22 protein-coding genes are annotated in these 23,135 nt (G+C 55.7%); 15 read left to right on the top strand and 7 right to left on the bottom strand.

What is annotated here, in order from left to right:
- Nucleotides 1-61: 61 nt before the first annotated feature.
- From yidC to rpmH, 4 genes are read right to left on the bottom strand one after another with little or no spacing between them, the layout of a single operon-like run.
- Nucleotides 62-1,705, bottom strand: coding sequence for a membrane protein insertase YidC (gene yidC, locus A936_RS19015; protein ID WP_008460642.1), 1,644 nt, complete (start codon nucleotides 1,703-1,705; stop codon nucleotides 62-64).
- Between the two features lie 2 nt (nucleotides 1,706-1,707).
- Nucleotides 1,708-1,965: a membrane protein insertion efficiency factor YidD gene (gene yidD / locus A936_RS23025; protein WP_071530513.1), complete on the bottom strand. Its 258-nt coding sequence runs from the start codon at nucleotides 1,963-1,965 to the stop codon at nucleotides 1,708-1,710.
- Nucleotides 1,929-2,288, bottom strand: coding sequence for a ribonuclease P protein component (gene rnpA, locus A936_RS23030; RefSeq protein WP_008460645.1), 360 nt, complete (start codon nucleotides 2,286-2,288; stop codon nucleotides 1,929-1,931). The genes yidD and rnpA overlap by 37 nt, the downstream gene beginning before the upstream one ends.
- A 17-nt stretch (nucleotides 2,289-2,305) precedes the next feature.
- Complete coding sequence (rpmH, locus tag A936_RS23035) at nucleotides 2,306-2,446, bottom strand: 50S ribosomal protein L34 (protein ID WP_003849659.1); 141 nt, start codon at nucleotides 2,444-2,446, stop codon at nucleotides 2,306-2,308.
- Nucleotides 2,447-3,039: 593 nt separating this feature from the next.
- Here rpmH and dnaA point away from each other — a divergent pair.
- From dnaA to yidA, 6 genes are all read left to right on the top strand, one after another.
- A complete protein-coding gene (dnaA, locus tag A936_RS19025; RefSeq protein ID WP_008460649.1) occupies nucleotides 3,040-4,422 on the top strand; it encodes a chromosomal replication initiator protein DnaA in 1,383 nt (460 codons plus the stop codon).
- Between the two features lie 4 nt (nucleotides 4,423-4,426).
- The gene (gene dnaN / locus A936_RS19030) at nucleotides 4,427-5,527 is read left to right on the top strand and encodes a DNA polymerase III subunit beta (protein ID WP_008460651.1); all 1,101 of its coding nucleotides are present in this window, start codon (nucleotides 4,427-4,429) and stop codon (nucleotides 5,525-5,527) included.
- Nucleotides 5,528-6,601: a DNA replication/repair protein RecF gene (gene recF / locus A936_RS19035; protein ID WP_008460652.1), complete on the top strand. Its 1,074-nt coding sequence runs from the start codon at nucleotides 5,528-5,530 to the stop codon at nucleotides 6,599-6,601.
- 28 nt (nucleotides 6,602-6,629) lie between these two features.
- Nucleotides 6,630-9,044, top strand: a complete 2,415-nt coding sequence (gyrB, locus tag A936_RS19040; RefSeq protein ID WP_008460653.1) for a DNA topoisomerase (ATP-hydrolyzing) subunit B — start codon at nucleotides 6,630-6,632, stop codon at nucleotides 9,042-9,044.
- Between the two features lie 264 nt (nucleotides 9,045-9,308).
- Entirely contained in the window at nucleotides 9,309-9,707 is a 399-nt protein-coding gene (locus tag A936_RS19045; protein WP_008460654.1) for a YidB family protein, read from the top strand.
- A 148-nt stretch (nucleotides 9,708-9,855) separates the two neighbouring features.
- The gene (gene yidA, locus A936_RS19050; RefSeq protein ID WP_008460655.1) at nucleotides 9,856-10,668 is read left to right on the top strand and encodes a sugar-phosphatase; all 813 of its coding nucleotides are present in this window, start codon (nucleotides 9,856-9,858) and stop codon (nucleotides 10,666-10,668) included.
- Between the two features lie 53 nt (nucleotides 10,669-10,721).
- Here yidA and A936_RS19055 read toward each other — a convergent pair whose 3' ends face one another.
- The gene (locus tag A936_RS19055) at nucleotides 10,722-11,843 is read right to left on the bottom strand and encodes an agmatine deiminase family protein (RefSeq protein WP_008460656.1); all 1,122 of its coding nucleotides are present in this window, start codon (nucleotides 11,841-11,843) and stop codon (nucleotides 10,722-10,724) included.
- 130 nt (nucleotides 11,844-11,973) lie between these two features.
- Here A936_RS19055 and A936_RS19060 point away from each other — a divergent pair, with 130 nt between their 5' ends.
- Together A936_RS19060 and A936_RS19065 are read left to right on the top strand one after the other, a co-directional pair.
- Entirely contained in the window at nucleotides 11,974-12,849 is an 876-nt protein-coding gene (locus tag A936_RS19060; protein WP_008460657.1) for a LysR family transcriptional regulator, read from the top strand.
- A gap of 45 nt (nucleotides 12,850-12,894) precedes the next feature.
- Entirely contained in the window at nucleotides 12,895-14,160 is a 1,266-nt protein-coding gene (locus tag A936_RS19065; RefSeq protein ID WP_034809983.1) for a YidR family protein, read from the top strand.
- A gap of 5 nt (nucleotides 14,161-14,165) precedes the next feature.
- On the opposite strand, the gene A936_RS19070 is transcribed toward A936_RS19065, so the two are convergent.
- Nucleotides 14,166-14,498 (bottom strand): YceK/YidQ family lipoprotein, encoded by a 333-nt coding sequence (locus tag A936_RS19070; protein ID WP_008460661.1) that lies wholly within the window; start codon nucleotides 14,496-14,498, stop codon nucleotides 14,166-14,168.
- 314 nt (nucleotides 14,499-14,812) lie between these two features.
- Here A936_RS19070 and ibpA point away from each other — a divergent pair, with 314 nt between their 5' ends.
- The 3 genes from ibpA (at nucleotide 14,813) to A936_RS19085 (ending at nucleotide 17,555) form a co-directional block, all read left to right on the top strand.
- On the top strand, nucleotides 14,813-15,226 hold the full coding sequence (ibpA, locus tag A936_RS19075; protein ID WP_008460663.1) for a small heat shock chaperone IbpA: 414 nt from the start codon (nucleotides 14,813-14,815) through the stop codon (nucleotides 15,224-15,226).
- A 113-nt stretch (nucleotides 15,227-15,339) separates the two neighbouring features.
- Nucleotides 15,340-15,768, top strand: a complete 429-nt coding sequence (gene ibpB / locus A936_RS19080) for a small heat shock chaperone IbpB (RefSeq protein ID WP_008460665.1) — start codon at nucleotides 15,340-15,342, stop codon at nucleotides 15,766-15,768.
- A 128-nt stretch (nucleotides 15,769-15,896) separates the two neighbouring features.
- Nucleotides 15,897-17,555, top strand: a complete 1,659-nt coding sequence (locus A936_RS19085) for a putative transporter (RefSeq protein WP_008460667.1) — start codon at nucleotides 15,897-15,899, stop codon at nucleotides 17,553-17,555.
- On the opposite strand, the gene A936_RS19090 is transcribed toward A936_RS19085, so the two are convergent.
- Entirely contained in the window at nucleotides 17,550-18,293 is a 744-nt protein-coding gene (locus tag A936_RS19090; protein WP_008460670.1) for a GntR family transcriptional regulator, read from the bottom strand. The genes A936_RS19085 and A936_RS19090 overlap by 6 nt on opposite strands.
- A gap of 224 nt (nucleotides 18,294-18,517) precedes the next feature.
- Between A936_RS19090 and A936_RS19095 the strand changes: the two genes are divergently transcribed.
- The 4 genes from A936_RS19095 (at nucleotide 18,518) to A936_RS19110 (ending at nucleotide 23,128) form a co-directional block, all read left to right on the top strand.
- The gene (locus tag A936_RS19095) at nucleotides 18,518-20,140 is read left to right on the top strand and encodes an alpha-glucoside-specific PTS transporter subunit IIBC (RefSeq protein ID WP_008460671.1); all 1,623 of its coding nucleotides are present in this window, start codon (nucleotides 18,518-18,520) and stop codon (nucleotides 20,138-20,140) included.
- Entirely contained in the window at nucleotides 20,137-21,459 is a 1,323-nt protein-coding gene (locus A936_RS19100; protein ID WP_008460673.1) for a 6-phospho-alpha-glucosidase, read from the top strand. The genes A936_RS19095 and A936_RS19100 overlap by 4 nt, the downstream gene beginning before the upstream one ends.
- Before the next feature lie 162 nt (nucleotides 21,460-21,621).
- On the top strand, nucleotides 21,622-22,431 hold the full coding sequence (locus tag A936_RS22475; protein ID WP_008460675.1) for a hypothetical protein: 810 nt from the start codon (nucleotides 21,622-21,624) through the stop codon (nucleotides 22,429-22,431).
- Nucleotides 22,415-23,128, top strand: a complete 714-nt coding sequence (locus A936_RS19110; RefSeq protein ID WP_008460676.1) for an RES family NAD+ phosphorylase — start codon at nucleotides 22,415-22,417, stop codon at nucleotides 23,126-23,128. The genes A936_RS22475 and A936_RS19110 overlap by 17 nt, the downstream gene beginning before the upstream one ends.
- Nucleotides 23,129-23,135: the final 7 nt, after the last annotated feature.

The raw sequence follows: 23,135 nt of genomic DNA on the forward strand, positions 1-23,135 counted from the left end.
TGAATCAAAAAGAAAAAGGCGGTCAATCGACCGCCTTTCGTAAGCTTAACGCCAAATATTATCAGGTCTTTTTCTTGTCGCGGCTATGCAGGCCACGCTTTTCCAGACCGCGATAAATCAGCTGCTGCTGAAGGATGGTCACCAGGTTGCTGACGATATAGTACAGCACCAGACCTGACGGGAACCACAGGAAGAACACGGTGAAGATGACCGGCATAAAGGTCATGATCTTCTGCTGCATCGGGTCGGTTACGGTGGTCGGCGACATCTTCTGGATGAAGAACATCGTGGCGCCCATCAGAATCGGCAGGATGTAGTACGGGTCCTGTGCAGACAGGTCGTGGATCCACAGTGCAAACGGCGCGTGGCGCAGTTCAACGGAGCCCATCAGCATGTAGTACAGCGCCAGGAAGATTGGCATCTGGATGATCAGCGGGAAGCAGCCGCCCAGCGGGTTAACCTTCTCAGCTTTGTACAGCGCCATCATTTCCTGGCTCATACGCTGCTTGTCGTCACCGATACGCTCACGCATGGCCGCCAGTTTTGGCTGCAGCATACGCATTTTGGCCATCGAGGTGTACTGCGCTTTGGTCAGCGGGTACATGATGCCACGAACGATAAAGGTGATAACGATAATGGAGAAGCCCCAGTTACCGATGAAGCTGTGGATAAATTTCAACAGCTTAAACAGCGGCTGAGAGATGAACCACAGCCAGCCGTAATCTACGGTCAGGTCAAGGTGTGGCGCAACGGCCGCCATTTTGTCCTGAATTTCCGGACCGACCCACAGGGTGCTGCCCATCTGAGCGGTCTGGCCTGGCTGGACGATCTGCGAGGCAGACTTATAGCCAATCGCCGCAACGTCGTTGCTCAGCTTGGTCGTGTAGAAGTTGTTCGCGCCCTGAGTATGCGGCACCCATGCGGTAGCAAAGTACTGCTGCAGCATAGCCACCCAACCGCTGTTAGCGTTGAGGTTCAGGTTTTCACCATCAGCGATGTTGTCGAACTTAACTTTTTCGTATTTCGCGTCCGGGGTGGAGTACGCTGCACCACGGAAGGTATGCAGCGCAAAGTTGCTGCTGCCGGTATCGCGGTGAGAAGGCAGGTTGATGGACTGCTTCAGCTGACCAAAGGTTGCCAGCTCCAGCGGTTTTTCGCCCACGTTCTTCACGTTGTAGTCCACACCGACAGAGAACTCACCGCGTTTCAGGGTGAAGGTCTTGGTGAAGGTGTTGCCAGCGGCGTCGGTAAACGTCATCGGGACAACCAGTTCGTTCTGGCCATCCGCCAGTGCGAAGGTATCGGCAGTGACGTTATACAGCGGACGATCGCCGTTCGCCGGGTTATCCGGGCCATCACGACCGGTCAGGCCACTCTGCGCCTGGTAGATAAATTCAGGCGTGGTTTCCAGCAGTTGGAACGGCTCTGAGGATTTCAGCTCTTTCGGGTAGGTTGGCAACAGCGCTTGTTCTACATCACCACCGCGGGTGTTGATGGTCAGTTCAAGAACGTCAGTTTTAACCGTAATGAGTTTTCCCTGGCCACTGGCCGGCACACCCTGGTTAGCGGCGTTACCCTGGCTGTTCGTGGTCTGCGTGGTCTGCTGCACCTGAGGTTGAGGAGCGTGGTCCTGCTCCCAGGCTTGCCAGATCATGAAAGACACGAACAACAAAGCGATGAGAAAAAGATTGCGTTGCGAATCCATCGTTAGTGTTCTCTGGTATCAAAAGGTCCGGGCGGAACGGGATCGTCTCCACCAGGGTTCAAAGGGTGGCATTTTAGTACGCGTTTCATCGTTAACCAACTGCCTTTTAACACTCCAAACCTGCGCAAGGCCTCAATTCCGTAGTGAGAACAGGTTGGGGTGAAACGGCAATGCGGCCCGAGAAGCGGACTAATCAGGCGTTGATAGACCCTGATAAGGGCTATCAGGACCCGCGAGCCTGGCGACAATGGCGGCGCCATAACTTTTCCAATGCTTCCGATAAAGCCTGGTTATCCAGATCGGCAACCCCTTTCTTCGCTACTACCACGAAATCCATTGCTGGCAGTTCGTGCTGACGCAGACGGAAGCTTTCACGCGTCAGACGTTTAATCCGATTGCGTTCGTGGGCGCGTTTTACGTTTTTTTTAGCGACGGTGAGACCGATGCGGGGATGCCCCAGCGAATTAAGGCGGCCGAGAATGGTGATTTGCGGCGTGCCAGCCCGTTGTGGCTGCTGGAAGACGAATGTGAAATGATGGGGAGTTAACAAGCGTAACTCCCTGGGAAAAGCTAGCTTAACCACGCAGGGGTTAGCTTTTATTACTTAGAAACGGTCAGACGAGAACGGCCTTTAGCACGACGACGTGCCAGAACCTGACGACCATTTTTAGTAGCCATACGAGCACGGAAGCCGTGAGAACGGTTGCGCTTCAGTACAGACGGTTGAAAAGTGCGTTTCATGGCGATTTCTACCTAAACTATTAAATTTCACTGGATTTGCGTAATGCCCAACAGGGTCTGCGAACGACTTACGCTTCAGTGTGGCTGATTAAAGAGGCCGGATTGTAATAATTGTACACTCCGGAGTCAATTCAATTCCCTTACTGCTGCGCCCTTTTTGACCCCGAAAAGAGGCCCGGATCTCCGCTGAATGACAGCGGCATTACGCGACGGGTTGAGAATTATACGGGCTTACCGTGAAAGCGCAAGGATCCACGAGGATCTTCATCAGATCTCTTTAGCGATATTTGTGCGCTAGTCATTAAATTTTCCAATATGAGACGGTTATACGCTGCACGTGTGGCAGGATCGATTACACTTAACCCGCTCAAAACTTCCCTGTGGATAATTCGTGAAGAATCTGTGAGAAACAGAAGATCTCTGCCGCGCTTTAGGCTATGATCCGCGGTCCCGATCGTGATCCAGCCTTCACCGGGGAAACCGCAAATAGCGGTTCGCGCGCCTCCCACAGCCTGAGAGCGCGTGTCAACAATCATGAATGTATAACTTTCAGTCTTCGTCTTTTTATCGACTTTGTTCGAGTGGAGTCCGCCGTGTCACTTTCGCTTTGGCAGCAGTGTCTTGCCCGATTGCAGGATGAGTTACCAGCCACAGAATTTAGTATGTGGATACGCCCCCTACAGGCGGAACTGAGCGATAACACGCTGGCTTTGTACGCGCCTAATCGTTTCGTGCTCGACTGGGTGCGGGATAAATATTTAAATAATATCAATGGGTTGCTCAACGATTTTTGCGGCAGCGATGCACCTTTATTACGCTTCGAAGTTGGCAGCAAACCCGTGACCCAGCCCGTTGCCGCTATGGCAACCGCGGCGGCCCCTGCCCAGGTTGCACGCGCTGCAGCGCCGATGCGCCCAAGCTGGGATAACATGCCTGCGCCTGCTGAGCCGTCCTACCGTTCTAACGTTAACCTGAAACACACCTTTGATAACTTCGTTGAAGGTAAATCGAACCAGCTGGCTCGCGCGGCAGCACGCCAGGTGGCCGATAACCCAGGCGGCGCGTATAACCCGCTCTTCCTTTATGGCGGCACCGGTTTAGGTAAAACGCACCTTTTACATGCGGTGGGTAACGGCATCATGGCCCGCAAGCCGAATGCCAAAGTGGTGTACATGCACTCTGAGCGTTTTGTTCAGGACATGGTTAAAGCACTGCAGAATAACGCCATCGAAGAGTTCAAACGCTACTACCGTTCGGTGGATGCGCTGCTTATCGATGACATCCAGTTTTTTGCCAATAAAGAACGTTCACAGGAAGAGTTTTTCCACACCTTTAATGCCCTGCTGGAAGGGAATCAACAGATCATTCTGACGTCGGATCGTTATCCAAAAGAGATCAACGGCGTGGAGGATCGTTTGAAATCCCGTTTCGGCTGGGGGCTGACGGTGGCGATCGAGCCGCCGGAGCTTGAAACCCGTGTGGCGATCCTGATGAAAAAGGCCGACGAGAACGATATCCGTCTGCCGGGCGAAGTGGCCTTCTTTATTGCCAAGCGACTGCGCTCCAACGTCCGCGAGCTGGAAGGGGCGCTGAACCGCGTGATTGCCAACGCCAACTTTACCGGCCGGGCGATTACCATCGACTTCGTGCGTGAAGCGCTGCGCGATCTGCTTGCGCTTCAGGAGAAGCTGGTCACCATCGATAATATTCAGAAAACGGTGGCCGAGTATTATAAAATTAAGGTCGCTGACTTGCTGTCCAAGCGTCGCTCCCGTTCCGTTGCCCGTCCGCGCCAGATGGCGATGGCGCTGGCAAAAGAGCTGACCAACCATAGCCTGCCGGAAATTGGCGATGCTTTTGGTGGACGCGACCACACCACGGTTTTACATGCCTGCCGCAAGATTGAGCAGCTGCGTGAAGAAAGCCACGATATTAAAGAAGATTTCTCCAATTTAATCAGAACATTATCTTCGTGACGCTATGAAATTTACCGTTGAACGTGAACATTTATTAAAACCGCTGCAGCAGGTAAGTGGCCCCCTCGGAGGCCGCCCGACTCTGCCTATCCTGGGCAACCTGCTGCTGCAGGTGGCTGAAGGTGCACTCTCTTTAACCGGTACCGATCTGGAAATGGAGATGGTGGCGCGCGTGGCGCTGGTACAGCCTCATGAACCTGGAGCTACGACCGTACCGGCACGTAAATTCTTCGATATCTGCCGTGGCCTGCCGGAAGGGGCTGAAATTGCGGTACAGCTGGAGGGCGACCGCATGCTGGTTCGCTCCGGGCGTAGCCGCTTTTCGCTTTCCACGCTGCCGGCGGCAGACTTCCCGAACCTGGACGACTGGCAGAGCGAGGTAGAATTTACCCTGCCGCAGGCGACCATGAAGCGCCTGATCGAAGCCACGCAGTTCTCTATGGCGCATCAGGACGTTCGTTATTACCTGAACGGCATGCTGTTCGAAACCGAAGGCGAAGACCTGCGTACCGTCGCAACGGACGGCCACCGCCTGGCGGTTTGTTCGATGCCGGTTGGTCAACCTTTGCCTAATCATTCGGTTATCGTGCCCCGTAAAGGTGTGATTGAGCTGATGCGTATGCTCGACGGCGGTGAAACCCCGCTGCACGTACAAATCGGCAGCAATAACATTCGCGCTCACGTCGGCGACTTCATCTTTACCTCCAAGCTGGTGGATGGCCGCTTCCCGGACTACCGTCGCGTGCTGCCGAAGAACCCGGATAAACACCTTGATGCAGGCTGCGACCTGTTGAAGCAGGCGTTTGCCCGTGCGGCGATTTTGTCGAACGAGAAATTCCGCGGCGTGCGCCTGTTCGTCAGCGAGAACCAGCTGAAAATCACGGCAAACAACCCCGAGCAGGAAGAAGCAGAAGAGATTCTGGACGTTTCCTACGACGGTACCGAGATGGAAATCGGCTTCAACGTCAGCTATGTGCTGGACGTGCTGAACGCCCTGAAGTGTGAGAACGTCCGCATTTTGCTGACCGACTCCGTTTCCAGCGTGCAGATTGAAGACGCGGCCAGCCAGGCGGCGGCCTATGTTGTTATGCCAATGAGACTGTAGATGTCACTTACGCGTTTGCTGATTAAAGACTTTCGCAACATCGAAAACGCGGATCTCGCTCTTTCTCCTGGCTTTAATTTTCTGGTCGGTGCTAACGGCAGCGGCAAAACCAGCGTGCTTGAGGCGATTTATACCCTCGGGCACGGTCGTGCTTTTCGCAGCCTGAAAATTGAACGCGTGATCCGCCATGAGCAGGACGCTTTTGTTTTGCACGGGCGGCTTCAGGACGGTGAAAGGGAAACCTCAATCGGCCTGACCAAAGACCGCACCGGCGACAGCAAAGTACGTATTGACGGCAGCGACGGCCACAAAATCGCCGAACTGGCGATGATGATGCCGATGCAGCTGATTACCCCCGAGGGGTTTACTTTGCTGGGCGGCGGCCCCAAATACCGTAGAGCTTTCCTTGATTGGGGCTGCTTTCACAATGAACCTGGCTTTTTTGTGGCCTGGAGTAACCTCAAACGCCTGCTGAAGCAACGTAACGCCGCGTTGCGCCAGGTGACACGCTACGCGCAGCTGCGCCCGTGGGATCAGGAGCTGATTCCGCTGGCCGAGCAAATCAGCCGCTGGCGCGCCGACTACAGCGCCGCCATTGCGGAAGATATGGCCGATACCTGCGCACAGTTTTTACCGGAATTTGCCCTGAGCTTCTCTTTCCAGCGCGGCTGGGAGAAAGAGAGCGGCTATAGCGAAGTGCTGGAGCGCAATTTCGAACGCGACCGGATGCTGACCTATACCGCGCACGGCCCACATAAAGCGGATTTTCGTATTCGTGCCGACGGGGCGCCGGTGGAAGACACGCTCTCGCGCGGGCAGCTTAAATTACTGATGTGCGCCTTACGACTGGCGCAGGGTGAGTTTCTCACCCGGCAGAACGGGCGGCGTTGCCTGTATCTGATAGATGATTTTGCCTCTGAACTGGATGACGCCAGGCGCGGCCTGTTGGCCAGCCGGTTAAAGGCCACGGAGTCACAAGTTTTTGTTAGCGCGATCAGCGCCGAACATGTGATGGATATGGCGGACAAAAATTCAAAGATGTTCGCCGTGGATCAGGGTAAAATAGCGGATTAACCCAAGATTAAATGAGCGAGAAACGTTGATGTCGAATTCTTATGACTCCTCCAGTATCAAAGTCCTTAAGGGGCTGGATGCGGTACGTAAGCGCCCGGGCATGTATATCGGCGATACGGATGACGGCACCGGTCTGCACCACATGGTATTTGAGGTCGTGGATAACGCTATCGACGAAGCGCTCGCGGGCCACTGTAAAGACATCGTGGTCACTATCCACGCGGATAACTCCGTCTCGGTAACCGATGATGGCCGTGGTATTCCTACCGGTATTCACCCGGAAGAGGGTGTTTCTGCCGCGCAGGTTATCATGACCGTACTGCACGCTGGCGGTAAGTTTGATGACAACTCCTATAAGGTGTCCGGCGGCCTGCACGGCGTAGGCGTCTCGGTGGTTAACGCCCTGTCCCAGAAGCTTGAGCTGGTCATTCGCCGCGAAGGTAAAGTGCATCAGCAAACCTACATCCACGGTGAGCCTCAGGCTCCGCTGGCAGTGACCGGTGACGCCGATGTGACCGGGACTCAGGTGCGTTTCTGGCCGAGCCATGAAACCTTCACCAACGTAACCGAATTCGAATACGAAATCCTGGCTAAGCGCCTGCGCGAGCTGTCGTTCCTGAACTCTGGCGTGTCTATCCGCCTGATCGACAAGCGCGACGGTAAGCAGGATCACTTCCACTACGAAGGCGGCATCAAGGCGTTTGTTGAGTACCTCAACAAGAACAAAACCCCGATTCACCCGAACGTGTTCTATTTCAGTACTGAAAAAGACGGTATCGGCGTGGAAGTGGCGCTGCAGTGGAACGACGGTTTCCAGGAAAACATCTACTGCTTTACCAACAACATTCCTCAGCGCGACGGCGGGACTCACCTTGCGGGCTTCCGCGCGGCGATGACCCGTACCCTGAACGCCTACATGGACAAAGAAGGCTATAGCAAAAAAGCCAAAGTCAGCGCCACCGGTGACGATGCGCGTGAAGGCCTGATTGCCGTCGTTTCCGTGAAAGTGCCGGATCCTAAATTCTCTTCCCAGACCAAAGACAAGCTGGTTTCTTCGGAAGTGAAATCCGCAGTTGAGCAGCAGATGAACGAACTGCTGGCCGAATACCTGCTGGAAAACCCGTCTGACGCGAAAATCGTTGTCGGCAAAATTATTGATGCGGCGCGCGCTCGTGAAGCTGCACGTCGCGCACGTGAAATGACCCGCCGTAAAGGCGCGCTCGACCTGGCTGGCCTGCCTGGTAAGCTGGCGGACTGCCAGGAACGCGACCCGGCGCTGTCTGAACTGTACCTTGTGGAAGGGGACTCTGCGGGCGGCTCTGCAAAACAGGGGCGTAACCGTAAGAACCAGGCGATCCTGCCGCTGAAAGGTAAAATCCTTAACGTTGAGAAGGCACGCTTCGACAAGATGCTCTCTTCTCAGGAAGTGGCGACGCTTATCACCGCGCTGGGCTGCGGCATTGGCCGTGACGAATACAACCCGGACAAGCTGCGCTACCACAGCATCATCATCATGACCGATGCGGACGTCGATGGTTCCCACATTCGTACGCTGCTGCTGACCTTCTTCTACCGTCAGATGCCTGAAATTGTTGAGCGCGGCCACGTCTATATTGCACAGCCGCCGCTGTACAAAGTGAAGAAAGGCAAGCAAGAACAGTACATCAAAGACGATGAAGCGATGGACCAGTACCAAATCGCTATCGCCCTTGACGGTGCGACTCTGCACACCAACGCAAGTGCACCTGCGCTGGCCGGTGAACCACTCGAGAAGCTGGTGGCGGAATACAACACCGCGCAGAAAATGATTGGCCGCATGGAGCGCCGTTATCCACGCAACCTGCTGAACAACCTGGTTTATCACCCAACGCTGCAGGTGGCCGACCTGGCCGACGAAGCGAAAGTGACGCAGTGGATTTCTGCGCTGACCGTGACGCTGAACGAAAAAGAGCAGCACGGCAGCACCTGGAAATACGATATTCACCATAACAGCGAGCTGAACGTGTTTGAGCCGATTGTACGCGTGCGTACTCACGGCGTGGACACTGACTACGTGCTGGAAAAAGAGTTTGTGGAAGGGGGTGAATATGGCCGTCTTTGCGCACTCGGGGAGAAGCTGCGTGGCTTGATTGAGGAAGATGCGTTTATCGAACGCGGCGAACGCCGTCAGCCGGTAACCAGCTTCGAGCAGGCGCTGGAGTGGCTGCAGAAAGAGTCCCGCCGTGGTCTGGCAATCCAGCGCTATAAAGGCCTGGGCGAGATGAACCCGGATCAGCTGTGGGAAACCACCATGGATCCTGACAGCCGTCGCATGCTGCGCGTGACCGTTAAAGACGCGATTGCTGCGGACCAGCTGTTCACCACCCTGATGGGCGATGCGGTTGAACCACGTCGTGCGTTTATCGAAGAGAACGCCCTGAAAGCGGCGAACATCGATATCTAAGGTAAATCCAGCCAGACTAAAGAGCCGTGCTTTTAGCACGGCTTTATCTTTCTGACAAAGAAGGAAAAAGCGTGGTTTTTCCTTCTTTGTGGCTAGCAGCCGAAAATCAATGAATTGATTTTCCTGGTTTATTTTTTGGTGTCCTCTGGTATTTCATCTATACCTTTGCCTCACCATCGTGATGGAGCCGTGCTTTTAGCACGGCTTTTTTTATGGGCGCTATACTTTCCGGTGTCGATTTTCTACATCACAGAGGGAAACCCCATGGGACTTTTTGATCAGGTTGCGGGCTCGCTGCTGAACGGTGACGCCGGTAAATATCAGGCCATTCTAAGCTGGGTAGAACAGCAGGGCGGTATTCAGGCGCTGCTGGACAAGCTGCGCCAGGGCGGCTTAAGCGAAATCGTCTCCTCGTGGCTCAGCAGCAACAGCACAAATCAGCCGCTGAGCGGCGACCAGATAACTCAGGCCCTGGGTTCGCCGTCCGTTGCCGCGCTGGGGGAAAAACTGGGCGTGGATACCGGCTCGGCTTCCGCTTTACTGGCGGAATACCTGCCGAAGGTGATCGACGCGCTGTCGCCAAACGGTGAAGTGACGCCGGAAGCCCATAACGACTTGCTAAGTGCTGGCGTTAACCTGTTGAAAGGTAAGTTGTTCAGCTGACCTTTTTGTTGGCCCCGGCTGTATGTCCGGGGCTTTTAAAAGAGGAGTTTGCCTGCCGCCTCTCATCCCCCTTTTCCCCGGAGTTTGCTGCTGTTTTTTGAGCGGAATCGCGTTAGCATGAGGTAAATCCATTACCTCTGAAGATCTCATGACCATAAAACTGATTGCAATTGATATGGATGGCACGCTGCTGCTGCCAGACCACACTATCTCTCCGGCGGTAAAACAGGCCGTTGCGGCGGCGCGCGAGCGCGGCGTGAACGTCGTGATCTGTACCGGTCGTCCGTTTGCTGGCGTTGAAAGCTACCTGCGTGAGCTGCAGATGGATAAGCCCGGCGACTACTGCATCACTTACAACGGCGCGCTGGTGCAGAAGGCAAGCGACGGCAGCACCGTCGCCCAGACGGCGCTGAACTATGACGACTATCGTTTCCTGGAAAACCTGTCCCGCGAAGTGGGCTCACACTTCCATGCGCTGGATCGTCATACCCTTTACACCGCGAACCGCGATATCAGCTACTACACGGTGCATGAGTCCTTTATCGCCAGTATTCCTTTGGTGTTCTGCGAAGCGGAAAACATGGATAAAAACGGCGAGTTCCTGAAAGTCATGATGATTGACGAGCCGGCTATTCTCGATGAGGCCATCACCCGAATCCCGGCCGACGTCTTTGAGCGGTATACGCTGCTGAAAAGCTCGCCTTACTTCCTGGAAATCCTCGACAAGCGTGTCAACAAAGGCACCGGCGTGAAGTCACTGGCGGAGAAACTGGGCATTAAGCCGGAAGAAGTGATGACCATTGGCGACCAGGAAAACGACATCGCAATGCTGGAATACGCCGGTATGGGCGTGGCGATGGACAACGCGACCGACAAAGTGAAAGCCGTCAGCAACTTCGTCACCAAATCCAACCTGGAAGACGGCGTGGCCTACGCTATCGAGAAGTTTGTGCTGAATTAACCGGCTCTTATCTCGTCTGCTGGAGAGGGGAGCGCCAGGTGCGCTCCCTTTTGTTATTTCACTGCGGGTAACTGATTTGTTACACAGTGAATCCCTCCGCCTCCGGCGGCAATTGCGTCGATGTTTAGCTGCACAACCTCACGCTCAGGGTAAAGCGTCGACAGCAAACTAAGCGCCGCTTCGTCCGTCTCTTCATCGCCAAACTCCGGGGCGATAATCGCGCCGTTAATCACGAAGTAATTGATGTACCCGGCGGCAAAGTCCGGGTTTCCTTCGCTGAAGCGGCTTGCGCGTGAGACCTGCGGCGGCGTGACGGTGTGAACCTGTAGCCTGCGGCCCTCGGCGTCAGTGGCCTGCCTGAGGATGTCCAGGTGCGTCTGCGTCACTTTGTGGTCCCAGGAATCCGGGTCGGGATCGAGGTTGGCGATCACTACGCCGGGCTCAACAAAACGGGCGTAAAAATCGACATGGGCATCGGTAATATCTTTGCCTTTGATGCCCGGCAGCCAGATGATTTTTTTCAGGCCAAGCTGTGTTTTCAGCTCCTGCTCTACCCGGTCGCGGCTCCAGCCGGGATTGCGGTTGGCGTTTACCCAACTGCTTTCGGTCATGATGCCGGTGCCGTGCCCGTCCACTTCAATCCCGCCACCTTCGCCCGTCAGCGCGCTGCGGATAAACGGCGCTGCACCGTATTTTTCGGCCATAAATGCCGCCAGCTTCGTGTCTTTGCTGTGCCGCTGCTTATTGCCCCAGCCGTTGAAGTTAAAGCCCACGGCGGCGAGTTTGCCTGCCGATGAAGTGACAAAGCACGCGCCGGTGTCCCGCATCCAGATGTCGTCCAGCTCGGTCACCACGTAAGTGACGTTGTGGCTGCCGCATTTTTCCTCCGCCAGCGTGCGTTCGTGCTCCCGGCAAAATACCGTCAGCGGCTGGTAACCGGCGATGGCGTGCGCGATGCGCCCCAGGGCATCCTGCACGTCAGGGGTAAAATCTTTCCAGATAGCGCGCTGAGCGCCAAACGCGATAAATGCACGTTGCTGCGGTTCTCCTTCGTCAGGCATACGCCAGCCCGGGCTAACGGCCGCGAAGGCAGAAACAGGCAGCCCGAGAGAACCTGCCATACCCATCCCGGCCAGCACCGAGGCACATTTAATAAATTCACGACGCGTTGACATACCGGACTCCCGTATAGCTGTTTTAACGTAAGAAATTATGCTCAGTATTACAGGTGGATATTTCATCACTGGCTGAATTCGGCTTCCAACGATATATTTAGCGGACATCTGATTAGCCTGGCTTATCGACATGTTAAAACACTGGCCACCGTTAAATGCCCTGCGTGGGTTTGAAGCCGCCGCGCGTCTGGGAAGCTTTCACCAGGCTGCGTCTGAACTGCACCTGACCCAGTCGGCCATCAGCCAGCAAATCCGCAGCCTGGAGGATTACCTGGAGCAGCCGCTGTTCTTTCGCAGCGGGCGCAGCGTCAGCCTGACGGACGCCGGCCAGGATCTCTACAGCACCGCGCAGGTCATGCTGCAACAGCTGGCGGTGGGTATTCGTCGGCTCGATCAGTACCGCAAGCCGAATCAGCTTATCGTGAACACCACGCCCGCTTTCGCCAGGCATTGGCTGTTGCCTAATCTGGCGGACTTTAATCGCCGGTATCCGCAGACCGATCTTTGGCTGTTCACCAGCTTCGACCCGCCGGATATGGCCAGCGAAACCGTCGATGTGGCTATCCGGGATGACCTCAGCCAGCAGGCAGAATGTCTTTTCGAGGTGTTGTACAAGGATAGACTTTATCCGGCCAGCCATCCCGCCGTGCAGGATTTGCCGGTAGAGCAGCGACTAACGCTGCACGGCGAACGCGAGATGAGCTGGGAGCACTGGAGCGTGGCTGGCGGGGTGGACGTTGGCCAGCAAAGCCAGGGGATGAATTTCTCCGATCCTGGATTGTTGCTTGATGCCGCCGCAGACGGGCTGGGTATTGCGCTTGTCAGCCAGCTGCTGGCAGAAAGAAAAAGGGAAATTAAGCAACTTCGCCCGCTGGTGGAGCAAACCGTGCGCGGCGCTGACTGGGCTTGGCTTATCCATCGTGAAAGCGAAAATGACCCGTTAACCCGCCAGTTTTGCGCGTGGCTCCGGGGCAGGTTGCCTGGCAAAGTGGAAAGGCCTGGCTAATTCTTTTACCCTGAGGCGTACTCAGCGCTTCAGGGCAAAATCGTGATCAAACAACTCACCTTCGCACCGCGTCATCATCAGCTTACCAACGTTAACACCTGGACGCCGGACAGCCAGTGGCTGGCCTTCGACGTTCGGCCTTCGGGAGCCTCTTTTACCGGCACAACCATCGAGCGAGTTAATATCCAGAACGGTGACGTCGAGGTGGTTTATCGCGCCCCTGCAGGCGCCCACGTTGGCGTAGTGACCGTGAACCCACGACAGCCGGAGCGCTACGTTTTCATCCATGGCCCGGAAAACCCGGACGTCGACTGGCACTATGACTTCCACCACCGCCGTGGCGTGGTTGTGGCGCAGGGTGAGGCCAGCAATCTTGATGCAATGGACATTACCTCGCCCTATACCCCAGGCGCGCTGCGCGGCGGCAGCCATGTTCACGTCTGGAGCCCGGACGGCAGCCGCTTGAGCTTCACCTACAACGACCACGTTATGCACGAGCTTGATGCGCGCCTCGACCTGCGTAACGTCGGCGTCGCGCTGCCGTTTGGCCCCGTGACGCCGCCTAAACAGCATCCACGAGAATACGGCGGGAGCCATTATTGCGTGCTGGTGAGCCGCACGACGGCAGAGCCAGAGCCCGGCAGCGATGAGATTAACCGTGCCTACGAAGAAGGCTGGGTCGGGGAACATGGCTACCGGAAGCCAGACGGCAGCGTTCAACGCTGGGCGCTGGCGTTTATCGGCGATACCCGGTTAGCAAACGGCGAGAAGGTGCCCGAGCTGTTTATCGTGGACCTTCCCAATGAGCCGCAGGCTTACCAGCAGGCCGGAAGTGAACCGCTGTGTGGCACCGCCACGACGCTGCCAGCGCCGCCAAAAAGCGTGATGCAACGTCGGCTGACCTTTACCCATCAGCGCCGTTATCCGGGTCTGGTGAATCAGCCCCGGCACTGGATCCGCAGCAGCCCGGACGGCAGTCAGCTTGCCTTCCTGATGCGTGACGACAGCGGCGTGGTGCAGCTTTGGGTGATATCCCCGAACGGCGGCGAGCCCCGGCAGGTTACCCACGGTGAGCACGACATTCAGTCGGCCTTTAACTGGCATCCTTCAGGTAAAGCTCTTGGGTTTGTGCAGCAGGGGCGTGTGGTGCTGTGTGACGCGCAAAGCGGGGTCATTACGCCATTAAGTTCGGCAGAGGGCGAAGCACCTTCTGGCGATGCCATCGTCTTCTCCCCGAACGGCAAGCTGGTTGCCTGGATGCAGGACGTCGACGGTTTCCGCCAGTTATGGAGCGCGGAAACCGGCCTGTAAATGATTCAGTGAGGCAGTTCTGCCGGTGGGATAACGGCGTTAGTGGCCAGATTCTGTTGCTCGCTGGCTTCCACACGCGATCTCACCGAATTGTCCTTGCGGAACATATCCCACGGCAGCAGCACCGTGTCGAGCACGGCGGTAAACGGCAGGTCTAGCGCAACCAGCGGCTTGATTGCCCAACTGGTATCGTCGTCGCCAAGCGTTGCCGCACTGGCTCGGGTACCAGGATACAAGCCTTCTTTGCCGCCGCTGTGTGACATCATACTTGAGCAGCCGGTCAGTAATAACAGCCCGCTGCTAATCACCAGAGTTGGAAACCAGTTTCTCATTATCATTTTGCTGTCATCTTCAATGGTTGGCGGAGTACCAGCCCCAGCGGAGTTATAACACCCGCCCGTGATTTAAAAATGTTCCTCGTTCCGCTCTGCGGCGGCTATCGCATATTTTTAACCTTTTATGCTGTTTGCCAGTCTAAGTAAGGAAAGCCATTCACGCAAAAAATTTGCGTTCAGGCGCCTTGAAAAATTTTAAGCAAGCCACATTTTAGTAGGGTAACCAGAGAGAGTACGCCGATTGGGTACTCAGGTTCATGGCCTGTCCAAAGGGAAGGCTTTTACATCTTACTCGCTGATTTCAGGAGCTTTTTATTATGCGTAACTTCGATCTTTCTCCGCTGTACCGTTCCGCCATTGGTTTTGACCGTCTGTTTAATCTGCTGGAAAGCAACCAGAGCCAAAGTAACGGCGGCTACCCTCCGTACAACGTTGAATTAGTGGACGAAAACCACTATCGCATTGCTATCGCCGTCGCCGGTTTCGCAGAAAGCGAACTTGAGATCACTGCCCAGGATAACTTGCTTATCGTCAAAGGGGCGCACGCGGGCGAGCAGCAAGAGCGGACTTACCTCTACCAGGGCATTGCCGAACGCAACTTCGAGCGCAAATTCCAGCTGGCGGAAAACATCCACGTTCGTGGCGCGAACCTGGTCAACGGCCTGCTGTACATCAGCCTGGAACGTGAAATTCCTGAATCGATGAAGCCTCGCCGCATCGAAATCAACTAATTCATGGGGTCGCGCCGCGCGCGGCCCGTCATCAAGCTGGCTTGCCGTCAGGGAGCCAATGCCCGTTCGCATGCGGGCAGGTTATTTCTTGCTTCAAAGAAGGAGAAAACACTATGCGTAACTACGATTTATCCCCACTTCTGCGTCAATGGATCGGCTTCGATAAACTGGCCAACGCGCTGCAGTCCAGCGGTGAAAGCCAGGGCTTCCCGCCGTACAACATCGAAAAAAGCGACGATAACCATTACCGCATCACGCTGGCTTTGGCCGGTTTCCGCCAGGAAGATCTTGATATCGAGCTGGAAGGCACCCGCCTGAGCGTGAAGGGCACCCCGGTTAAACCGGAAAAAGAGACCAACTGGCTGCATCAGGGGCTGGTGACTCAGCCGTTCAGCCTGAGCTTTACCCTGGCCGAGCATATGCAGGTCTCAGGGGCAACGTTCACCAACGGCTTGCTGCACATTGACCTGGTGCGGGACATCCCGGAAGCGGTTGCTCCGCAGCGGATCGCCATTAGCGAACGCCCGGCGCTGAATAGCTAAATAATTTTCCCATATGAAGTATTAAGGCCCCTGAAAATGGGGCCTTTTTTGTGCTCCGCACCCCATTATCCTCCCCATAGCTCTGCCAGAATCCTTAGTAACAATAATGTTATTCACAGGGATTATATATGAGTGGAATAGCGTTAACCGTCAGCATGCTGGCGCTGGTTGCCGTCGTGGGATTGTGGATCGGTAATATCAAGATCCGCGGGGTGGGCTTTGGGATCGGAGGCGTGCTGTTTGGCGGCATTATTGTCGGCCACTTTGTCAATCAGGCCGGGATTGGCCTGAACGGCGATATGCTGCACTTTATTCAGGAATTTGGGCTGATCCTGTTTGTTTACACGATAGGCATCCAGGTCGGACCCGGCTTCTTCTCATCCCTGCGCGTTTCCGGCCTGCGGCTAAATTTGTTCGCTATTCTTATCGTTGTGCTCGGTGCGTTGGTCACTGCCGTGGTCTACAAGCTGTTTGATGTGCCGCTGCCTGTGGTATTGGGGATCTTCTCCGGTGCCGTCACGAATACGCCAGCGCTGGGGGCCGGGCAGCAGATCCTGACCGATCTCGGTACGCCGGGGCAATTGGTTGACCAAATGGGGATGAGCTACGCGATGGCCTATCCGTTTGGGATTTGCGGCATCCTGCTGACCATGTGGCTGTTGCGCATGGCCTTTCGCGTCAGCGTTGACAAAGAAGCTCAGCAGTTTGAAGCCAACAGCGGCCAAAATCACGCCCAGCTGCACACCATGAATATCTGCGTCGCCAACCCAAACCTGAACGGTCTGGCGATTCAGGACATCCCTATTCTTAACAGCGACGAAATAATATGCTCCCGCCTCAAGCGCGGAGAGCTGCTGATGGTGCCTTCTCCAGGCACCCTCGTTCAGACTGGCGACCTGCTGCACCTCGTTGGGGCAGAAAAAGATCTGCACAAAGCGCTGCTGGTGATCGGCAACGAAGTGGATACTTCGCTTTCCACGCGAGGCACGGATCTGCGGGTTGAGCGCGTCGTGGTGACCAACGAAAAGGTTCTGGGCAAGAAGATCCGCGATCTGCATCTGAAGCAGAAATATGACGTGGTGATATCTCGCCTTAACCGCGCCGGGGTCGAGCTGGTGGCCAGCAGCAACGCCAGCCTGCAGTTCGGCGACATCCTCAACCTGGTCGGACGCCCTCAATCGATCGACGCGGTGGCCGCAGAGGTCGGTAACGCGCAGCATAAGCTGCAGCAGGTGCAAATGTTGCCGGTGTTTATCGGCATCGGGCTTGGCGTGCTGCTGGGCTCCATTCCGCTGTTTATCCCAGGTTTCCCGGCGGCGCTGCGCCTTGGCCTGGCTGGTGGGCCGCTGATTATGGCGCTGATCCTCGGGCGCATCGGCAGCATCGGCAAGCTTTACTGGTTTATGCCGCCGAGCGCGAACCTGGCGCTGCGTGAGCTGGGTATCGTCCTGTTTCTGGCGGTGGTCGGGCTCAAGTCCGGCGGGGATTTTATCGACACGCTGCTGGTGGGCGACGGCGTAAGCTGGATTGGCTACGGCATTCTGATCACCGCGGTGCCGCTGATTACCGTCGGCCTGCTTGCTCGCCTGCTGGTGAAGATGAACTACCTGACGCTGTGCGGCATGCTGGCGGGCTCGATGACCGATCCCCCGGCACTGGCCTTTGCCAACGGACTGCATGCGACCAGCGGAGCCGCCGCGCTTTCTTACGCCACGGTTTACCCGCTGGTGATGTTCCTGCGCATTATTACTCCCCAACTGCTGGCGCTGCTGTTCTGGGGACTATAGCTCTCCGCCGCCCGACTGGCCGGGCGGCACCCTCGAATGATCCCGGCGTAAGTGGTAATCCACCTGATATTCGCTGGCATTTCTGAACATCACCGAATAGTTAAGAAACTCGCCTTTATCGCTGTAGGAGAGCGAGGTGATGCGCAAAATCGGTGTCGCCTCCGCGATGTTCAACAGTTTTGCCGTTTTGGCGTCGGCGAGTACCGGCGTCAGCGTTTCATAGTTGCCGCTGATGACTATCTGGCATTCATCTTCGATATAGCTGAATTTTGACCCTTCAAGGTGGGCCAGGGACAGGTTGCGAAAGAGTTTGACCGGCATATAGCTGTCTTCCACCATCAGCGGCTTGCCGCTCACGGCGCGCACGCGGCGGGAGTAATAGATTTTTTCGTCGATCTTAATGCGCAGCAGGCTGGCTATCGCCGGGGGCGCGGGCATCACGTTAAATTCCAGCACCTCGCTCAGCACCTCTTTGCCCTGGCTGCGCATCACTTCCACAAAACCCGTCAGGTTAGTGGTTTCGTGGTGAACGTCTTTTTTTGTCACCCAGGTGCCGCTGCCCTGGCGGCGAATAACCAGACCCCAGCCCACAAGCAAATCCACCGCTTTACGAATCGTCATGCGCGACACGCCAAATTCTTCAGCCAGCTTCTTTTCCCCAGGCAGGGGGCTGCCTAGGGTGTAGTCGGCAGAATTAAGCCGCAGCCGTAGCCTGTCGGCAATTGATTTGTAGATCATAGCTGGACATCTCCAGGCTTTATCACGCCGTTATATGTCGGTTAATTGTCTAGTTTTAACTATAAAAGTAGACAACTTTGGCCAAATAAAAACCATGAATACGATCACGAATCGCTGCGCCTGACGCGGCGAGCCACCGCCCGCGCTCATATCCTCAGCCTCAGGCCAACTAAAAAAATAAGGCCGCCTCTTACTCTACGAAGTTGTTACATGAGGATTTAAAAATGCTCAGTCAAATACAACGTTTTGGTGGTGCAATGTTTACCCCGGTTTTGCTGTTCCCCTTCGCCGGGATCGTGGTCGGGCTTGCCATCATGCTGCGCAACCCGCTGTTTGTTGGCGAAGCGCTCACCGCACCAGACACTCTGTTTGCTCAAATTGTCCATATCATCGAGGAAGGCGGCTGGACGGTGTTCCGCAATATGCCGCTGATTTTTGCCGTGGGTTTGCCCATCGGCCTGGCAAAACAGGCCCAGGGGCGAGCTTGCCTGGCGGTGCTGGTGAGCTTCTTAACCTGGAACTACTTCATCAATGCGATGGGGATGACGTGGGGGCACTACTTCGGCGTCGACTTTAGCCTCGACCCTACGGCAGGCAGCGGCCTGACGATGATGGCCGGGATTAAAACGCTCGACACCAGCATCATCGGGGCGATTGTTATCTCCGGCATCGTCACCGCGATTCACAACCGTTATTTCGATAAGCCGCTGCCGGTGTTCCTCGGTATTTTCCAGGGCAGCTCTTTTGTGGTGATTGTGGCCTTCCTGGTGATGATCCCCTGCGCCTGGCTGACGCTGCTCGGCTGGCCAAAAGTGCAGCTCGGCATCGAATCGCTGCAGGCGTTTTTACGCAGTGCCGGGGCGCTGGGGGTCTGGGTATACACCTTCCTTGAACGTATTCTGATCCCTACCGGGCTGCACCACTTCGTCTATGGCCCGTTCATCTTCGGCCCGGCGGCGGTTGAAGGCGGCATTCAGGTGTACTGGGCGCAGCATTTGCAGGAGTTCAGCCAGAGCACTGCCTCGCTGAAATCTCTGTTCCCGGAAGGCGGCTTCGCCCTGCACGGCAACTCGAAGGTGTTCGGTTCGGTGGGTATCGCGCTGGCGCTCTACTACACCGCCTCGCCGCAGAACCGCGTGAAGGTTGCCGGGCTGCTGATACCCGCGACGCTGACAGCCATGTTGGTCGGCATCACTGAACCGCTGGAATTTACCTTCCTGTTTATCTCTCCGCTGCTGTTCGCTGTTCACGCCTTCCTGGCCGCCTCAATGGCAACGGTGATGTACATGGCGGGCGTGGTGGGCAACATGGGCGGCGGCCTGCTGGACCAGTTCCTGCCGCAAAACTGGATCCCCATGTTCCATAACCACGCCTCGATGGTCTTTACCCAGATAGGCATCGGCATCGCCTTTACCGGCGTCTACTTCGTGGTTTTCCGCGCCCTGATTCTGCGTTTCAACCTGAAAACGCCGGGCCGGGAAGACAGCGAGATCAAACTTTACAGCAAGGCTGACTACCAGGCGGCACGGCAGCAAACCAGTGCGGCAGTCAGTCAGGATGCAAAGCACGGGCAGGCGCATGGCTTCCTGCAGGCGCTCGGCGGCGCGGCGAATATCGCCAGCCTGAATAACTGCGCGACTCGTCTGCGTATCACGCTCGGTGACATGGCTCTGACCGAAGCCGACGAAGTGTTCAAAGCCCTTGGCGCCCACGGCGTGGTGCGCAGCGGCAATGGCATTCAGGTGATTGTCGGGCTGCATGTCCCGCAAATTCGCGACCAGATTGAAACCCTTATCAAAGAGCAAACTTCAGACGAACACCCATCCATGACGGAGGCAGTATCATGAAAAAATTCTCGGTAGTTGTAGCAGGTGGCGGCAGTACTTTTACCCCTGGCATCGTGCTGATGCTGTTGGCTAACCAGACCCGTTTCCCGCTGCGGGCGCTGAAGTTCTACGATAACGACGGCGCACGCCAGGAAACTATCGCCGAAGCCTGCAAAATCATCCTGAAAGAGCAGGCCCCGGATATCGACTTCAGCTATACCACCGACCCGCAGGAAGCGTTCAGTGACGTGGATTTTGTGATGGCGCACATTCGCGTGGGTAAATATCCGATGCGTGAAAAAGACGAGAAAATCCCGCTTCGCCACGGCGTACTCGGCCAGGAAACCTGCGGCCCGGGCGGGATAGCCTACGGCATGCGCTCCATCGGCGGCGTGCTGGAACTGGTGGATTATATGGAAAAATATTCGCCGAACGCCTGGATGTTGAACTACTCCAACCCGGCAGCCATTGTGGCGGAAGCGACCCGCCGCCTGCGTCCAGACTCAAAAATCCTGAATATCTGCGATATGCCTATCGGCATCGAAAGCCGCATGGCGCAGATTGTGGGCCTGAAGGATCGCAAAGAGATGAAGGTGCGTTACTACGGCCTGAACCACTTTGGCTGGTGGACTCACGTAGAAGATAAAGACGGCAATGACTTGATGCCGAAAATTCGCGAACATGTGGCTAAATATGGCTATGTGCCGCCAAAAGATGAGCATGGCACCGAAGCAAGCTGGAACGATACGTTTGCCAAAGCAAAAGATGTCTGGGCGCTTGATCCGGACACGCTGCCGAACACCTACCTGAAATACTATTTGTATCCGGATTACGTGGTGCAGCACTCCAACCCGGAGCGCACCAGGGCGAATGAGGTAATGGATCACCGCGAGAAGCATGTGTTTGGTTCCTGCAACGCCATTATTAGCGCCGGGAAATCCTCTGCAGGTGAGCTGGAAATTGACGAACATGCCTCTTACATCGTCGATCTTGCAACGGCCATTGCCTTTAACACCCAGGAGCGGATGCTGCTGATTGTGCCGAATAACGGGGCAATCAATAACTTCGACCCGGAAGCCATGGTGGAAATCCCTTGTCTGGTGGGCAAAGACGGGCCGGAGCCGCTGGTCGTGGGGAACATCCCTCAGTTCCAGAAAGGATTGATGAGCCAGCAGGTCGCCGTTGAAAAACTGGTCGTGGATGCCTGGGAACACCGCTCTTATCAGAAACTGTGGCAGGCGATCACCCTGTCGAAAACCGTGCCGAGCGCCTCCGTTGCCAAAGCGATTCTTGATGATTTGATTGAAGCGAACAAAGACTACTGGCCTGAATTGAAATAAGTTTTCTCAGGCTTTTACGAAGCGCGGCGGAGACGTCGCGCTTTTTTTATGGCGATGCTTCCCAGATTGCCTTCTCCAGTCTGGACATTTTTTGTACCCGGCGATAAAGTTGTTAGGGTTATTAAGGTTAGTTTGGTTAGTTGGGTTATTTTGGAGGGCGCAATGGTATCAAGGCAAACCGGACGTATTGAGAAGAAAAAAGACCGGGTGCTGTTTGACAGCGAGAGCGTGAAGCTCACGCTTGCAAGAGGCGTTCGCGAACCAAACAGCAAGCGCGAAGCCGGGCTGACTCTGCAGCTTGCGCTTCGCGGTGGCGTTTCCGGGCTGGAAGCGCTGCATACCCAACTCACTCATCTGCTAGAGGCAACCGAAGAGCTACAAACGCAGCAGCAGGCGCTGGAGCTTAATGACGGTTATGAAAAGCTGGTGGAACTCTATGGCGAGAAACTTATCGGTGAGGGCGTGCTTGTCGCCCATGAACCCGCAGCCAACTACACTGCAGATTCGTCAAAGCGTTACGCGGCACAAAGCAGTTTTCTTCCTCCGGCCCAGCAGTGCGAGGTGATTAACCAGGCCCGCCTGGCACAGGCGCGAGACAGGTTAACGGACGAAGGCTGGCTGACCACCCATGAAATCGCCATGCTGGGCGGCTACTCGACAAAAAATGTCTCGGCTCAGCCAACGCGCTGGAAGGCGGCTGGAAAAATTTTCTCGGTCATTAAACGCGGCGTCGGGAACGTCTATCCGCGCTATGGTCTGGATGAAAACTACCGTCCTCTGCCTGTGATGAAAGTCATTCTGGAAACCTTCGCTCAGCATAAAACGGCCTGGGGGCTGGCAGAATGGTTTGCGACCTCTAACGGCCTGCTGGCGGGAAAAACGCCTGCCGAAATGGTCTCTGCTTATCCGGCGAACGTGCTACAGGCCGCTGAATACGAGGTCAGGAGGCTACAGGATGGCGCCGAAGGATGAGGCCAAAACGAAAGGACTTTTTGGCGAGCCTGTGTTGCTTGCCCCTGAACTTCCTGAGCCGGGAGACGCGATCCCGATTTTTAAAGAAACTTTACCGGCGGGAAAGGTCCTTTATCGCTGTCATGCCCTTACCTGGCCTGGAAACAGTTTCAATCCAGGGCGTGAACTGACCGGCAACGATTACGGTGCCAGGTTCAGCCCTTTTAAAGATATACAGGGGCGGCTGGTGCCAAGCCTGTATGCGGCAGACAGCATCACAGGGGCGCTGGCCGAAACGCTTTTTCACGACCTGATTGGCGGCGAGCGGCGGGGCTTTTTATCCATCAGGCCTTGGCGGCACTGGGGAATGAGTCAACTGGTGCTCAGGCGAGAGGTGACGCTGGTGACGCTTAAAACAGCAGACCTCTACCGGATGGGGTTATCAAAGCAGTTTTTTCTGTTAAGCGATCGCCTGGTTTACCCGCAAACGCAGCGCTGGGCGCGCGCGATTCACGATCAAAATCCCGCCATTGACGGCATGGTCTGGAAATCCCGACAGCATGATGACAGCAGTGCTTTCCTTTTTTATGGCGACAGAACTCGTCCTGAGGATTTAGCGTTGCAGCGTGAAGCTTGTGGGATATTTTCAACGCCAGAAGTGGTTGAAGAGATTGTGAAGATGGCGGACAGGCTCGGCATTGTGCTCAGCGACGAGTAGTTCGCTT

The sequence above is a fragment of the Enterobacter sp. Ag1 genome (assembly GCA_000277545.1).
GTDB lineage: Bacteria > Pseudomonadota > Gammaproteobacteria > Enterobacterales > Enterobacteriaceae > Cedecea.

What these genes read in the sequence shown, in the direction of transcription:
- recF (WP_008460652.1), top strand. Translation starts at nt 5,528, where the DNA reads ATGTCACTTACGCGTTTGCTGATTAAAGACTTTCGCAACATCGAAAAC.
- A936_RS19060 (WP_008460657.1), top strand. Translation starts at nt 11,974, where the DNA reads ATGTTAAAACACTGGCCACCGTTAAATGCCCTGCGTGGGTTTGAAGCC.
- A936_RS19070 (WP_008460661.1), bottom strand. Translation starts at nt 14,498, where the DNA reads ATGATAATGAGAAACTGGTTTCCAACTCTGGTGATTAGCAGCGGGCTG.
- A936_RS19095 (WP_008460671.1), top strand. Translation starts at nt 18,518, where the DNA reads ATGCTCAGTCAAATACAACGTTTTGGTGGTGCAATGTTTACCCCGGTT.
- rpmH (WP_003849659.1), bottom strand. Translation starts at nt 2,446, where the DNA reads ATGAAACGCACTTTTCAACCGTCTGTACTGAAGCGCAACCGTTCTCAC.
- yidD (WP_071530513.1), bottom strand. Translation starts at nt 1,965, where the DNA reads ATGGCGCCGCCATTGTCGCCAGGCTCGCGGGTCCTGATAGCCCTTATC.
- A936_RS19045 (WP_008460654.1), top strand. Translation starts at nt 9,309, where the DNA reads ATGGGACTTTTTGATCAGGTTGCGGGCTCGCTGCTGAACGGTGACGCC.
- A936_RS19085 (WP_008460667.1), top strand. Translation starts at nt 15,897, where the DNA reads ATGAGTGGAATAGCGTTAACCGTCAGCATGCTGGCGCTGGTTGCCGTC.
- A936_RS19110 (WP_008460676.1), top strand. Translation starts at nt 22,415, where the DNA reads ATGGCGCCGAAGGATGAGGCCAAAACGAAAGGACTTTTTGGCGAGCCT.
- A936_RS19100 (WP_008460673.1), top strand. Translation starts at nt 20,137, where the DNA reads ATGAAAAAATTCTCGGTAGTTGTAGCAGGTGGCGGCAGTACTTTTACC.
- yidC (WP_008460642.1), bottom strand. Translation starts at nt 1,705, where the DNA reads ATGGATTCGCAACGCAATCTTTTTCTCATCGCTTTGTTGTTCGTGTCT.
- ibpB (WP_008460665.1), top strand. Translation starts at nt 15,340, where the DNA reads ATGCGTAACTACGATTTATCCCCACTTCTGCGTCAATGGATCGGCTTC.
- dnaN (WP_008460651.1), top strand. Translation starts at nt 4,427, where the DNA reads ATGAAATTTACCGTTGAACGTGAACATTTATTAAAACCGCTGCAGCAG.
- A936_RS19055 (WP_008460656.1), bottom strand. Translation starts at nt 11,843, where the DNA reads ATGTCAACGCGTCGTGAATTTATTAAATGTGCCTCGGTGCTGGCCGGG.
- A936_RS19090 (WP_008460670.1), bottom strand. Translation starts at nt 18,293, where the DNA reads ATGATCTACAAATCAATTGCCGACAGGCTACGGCTGCGGCTTAATTCT.
- ibpA (WP_008460663.1), top strand. Translation starts at nt 14,813, where the DNA reads ATGCGTAACTTCGATCTTTCTCCGCTGTACCGTTCCGCCATTGGTTTT.
- gyrB (WP_008460653.1), top strand. Translation starts at nt 6,630, where the DNA reads ATGTCGAATTCTTATGACTCCTCCAGTATCAAAGTCCTTAAGGGGCTG.
- A936_RS22475 (WP_008460675.1), top strand. Translation starts at nt 21,622, where the DNA reads ATGGTATCAAGGCAAACCGGACGTATTGAGAAGAAAAAAGACCGGGTG.
- yidA (WP_008460655.1), top strand. Translation starts at nt 9,856, where the DNA reads ATGACCATAAAACTGATTGCAATTGATATGGATGGCACGCTGCTGCTG.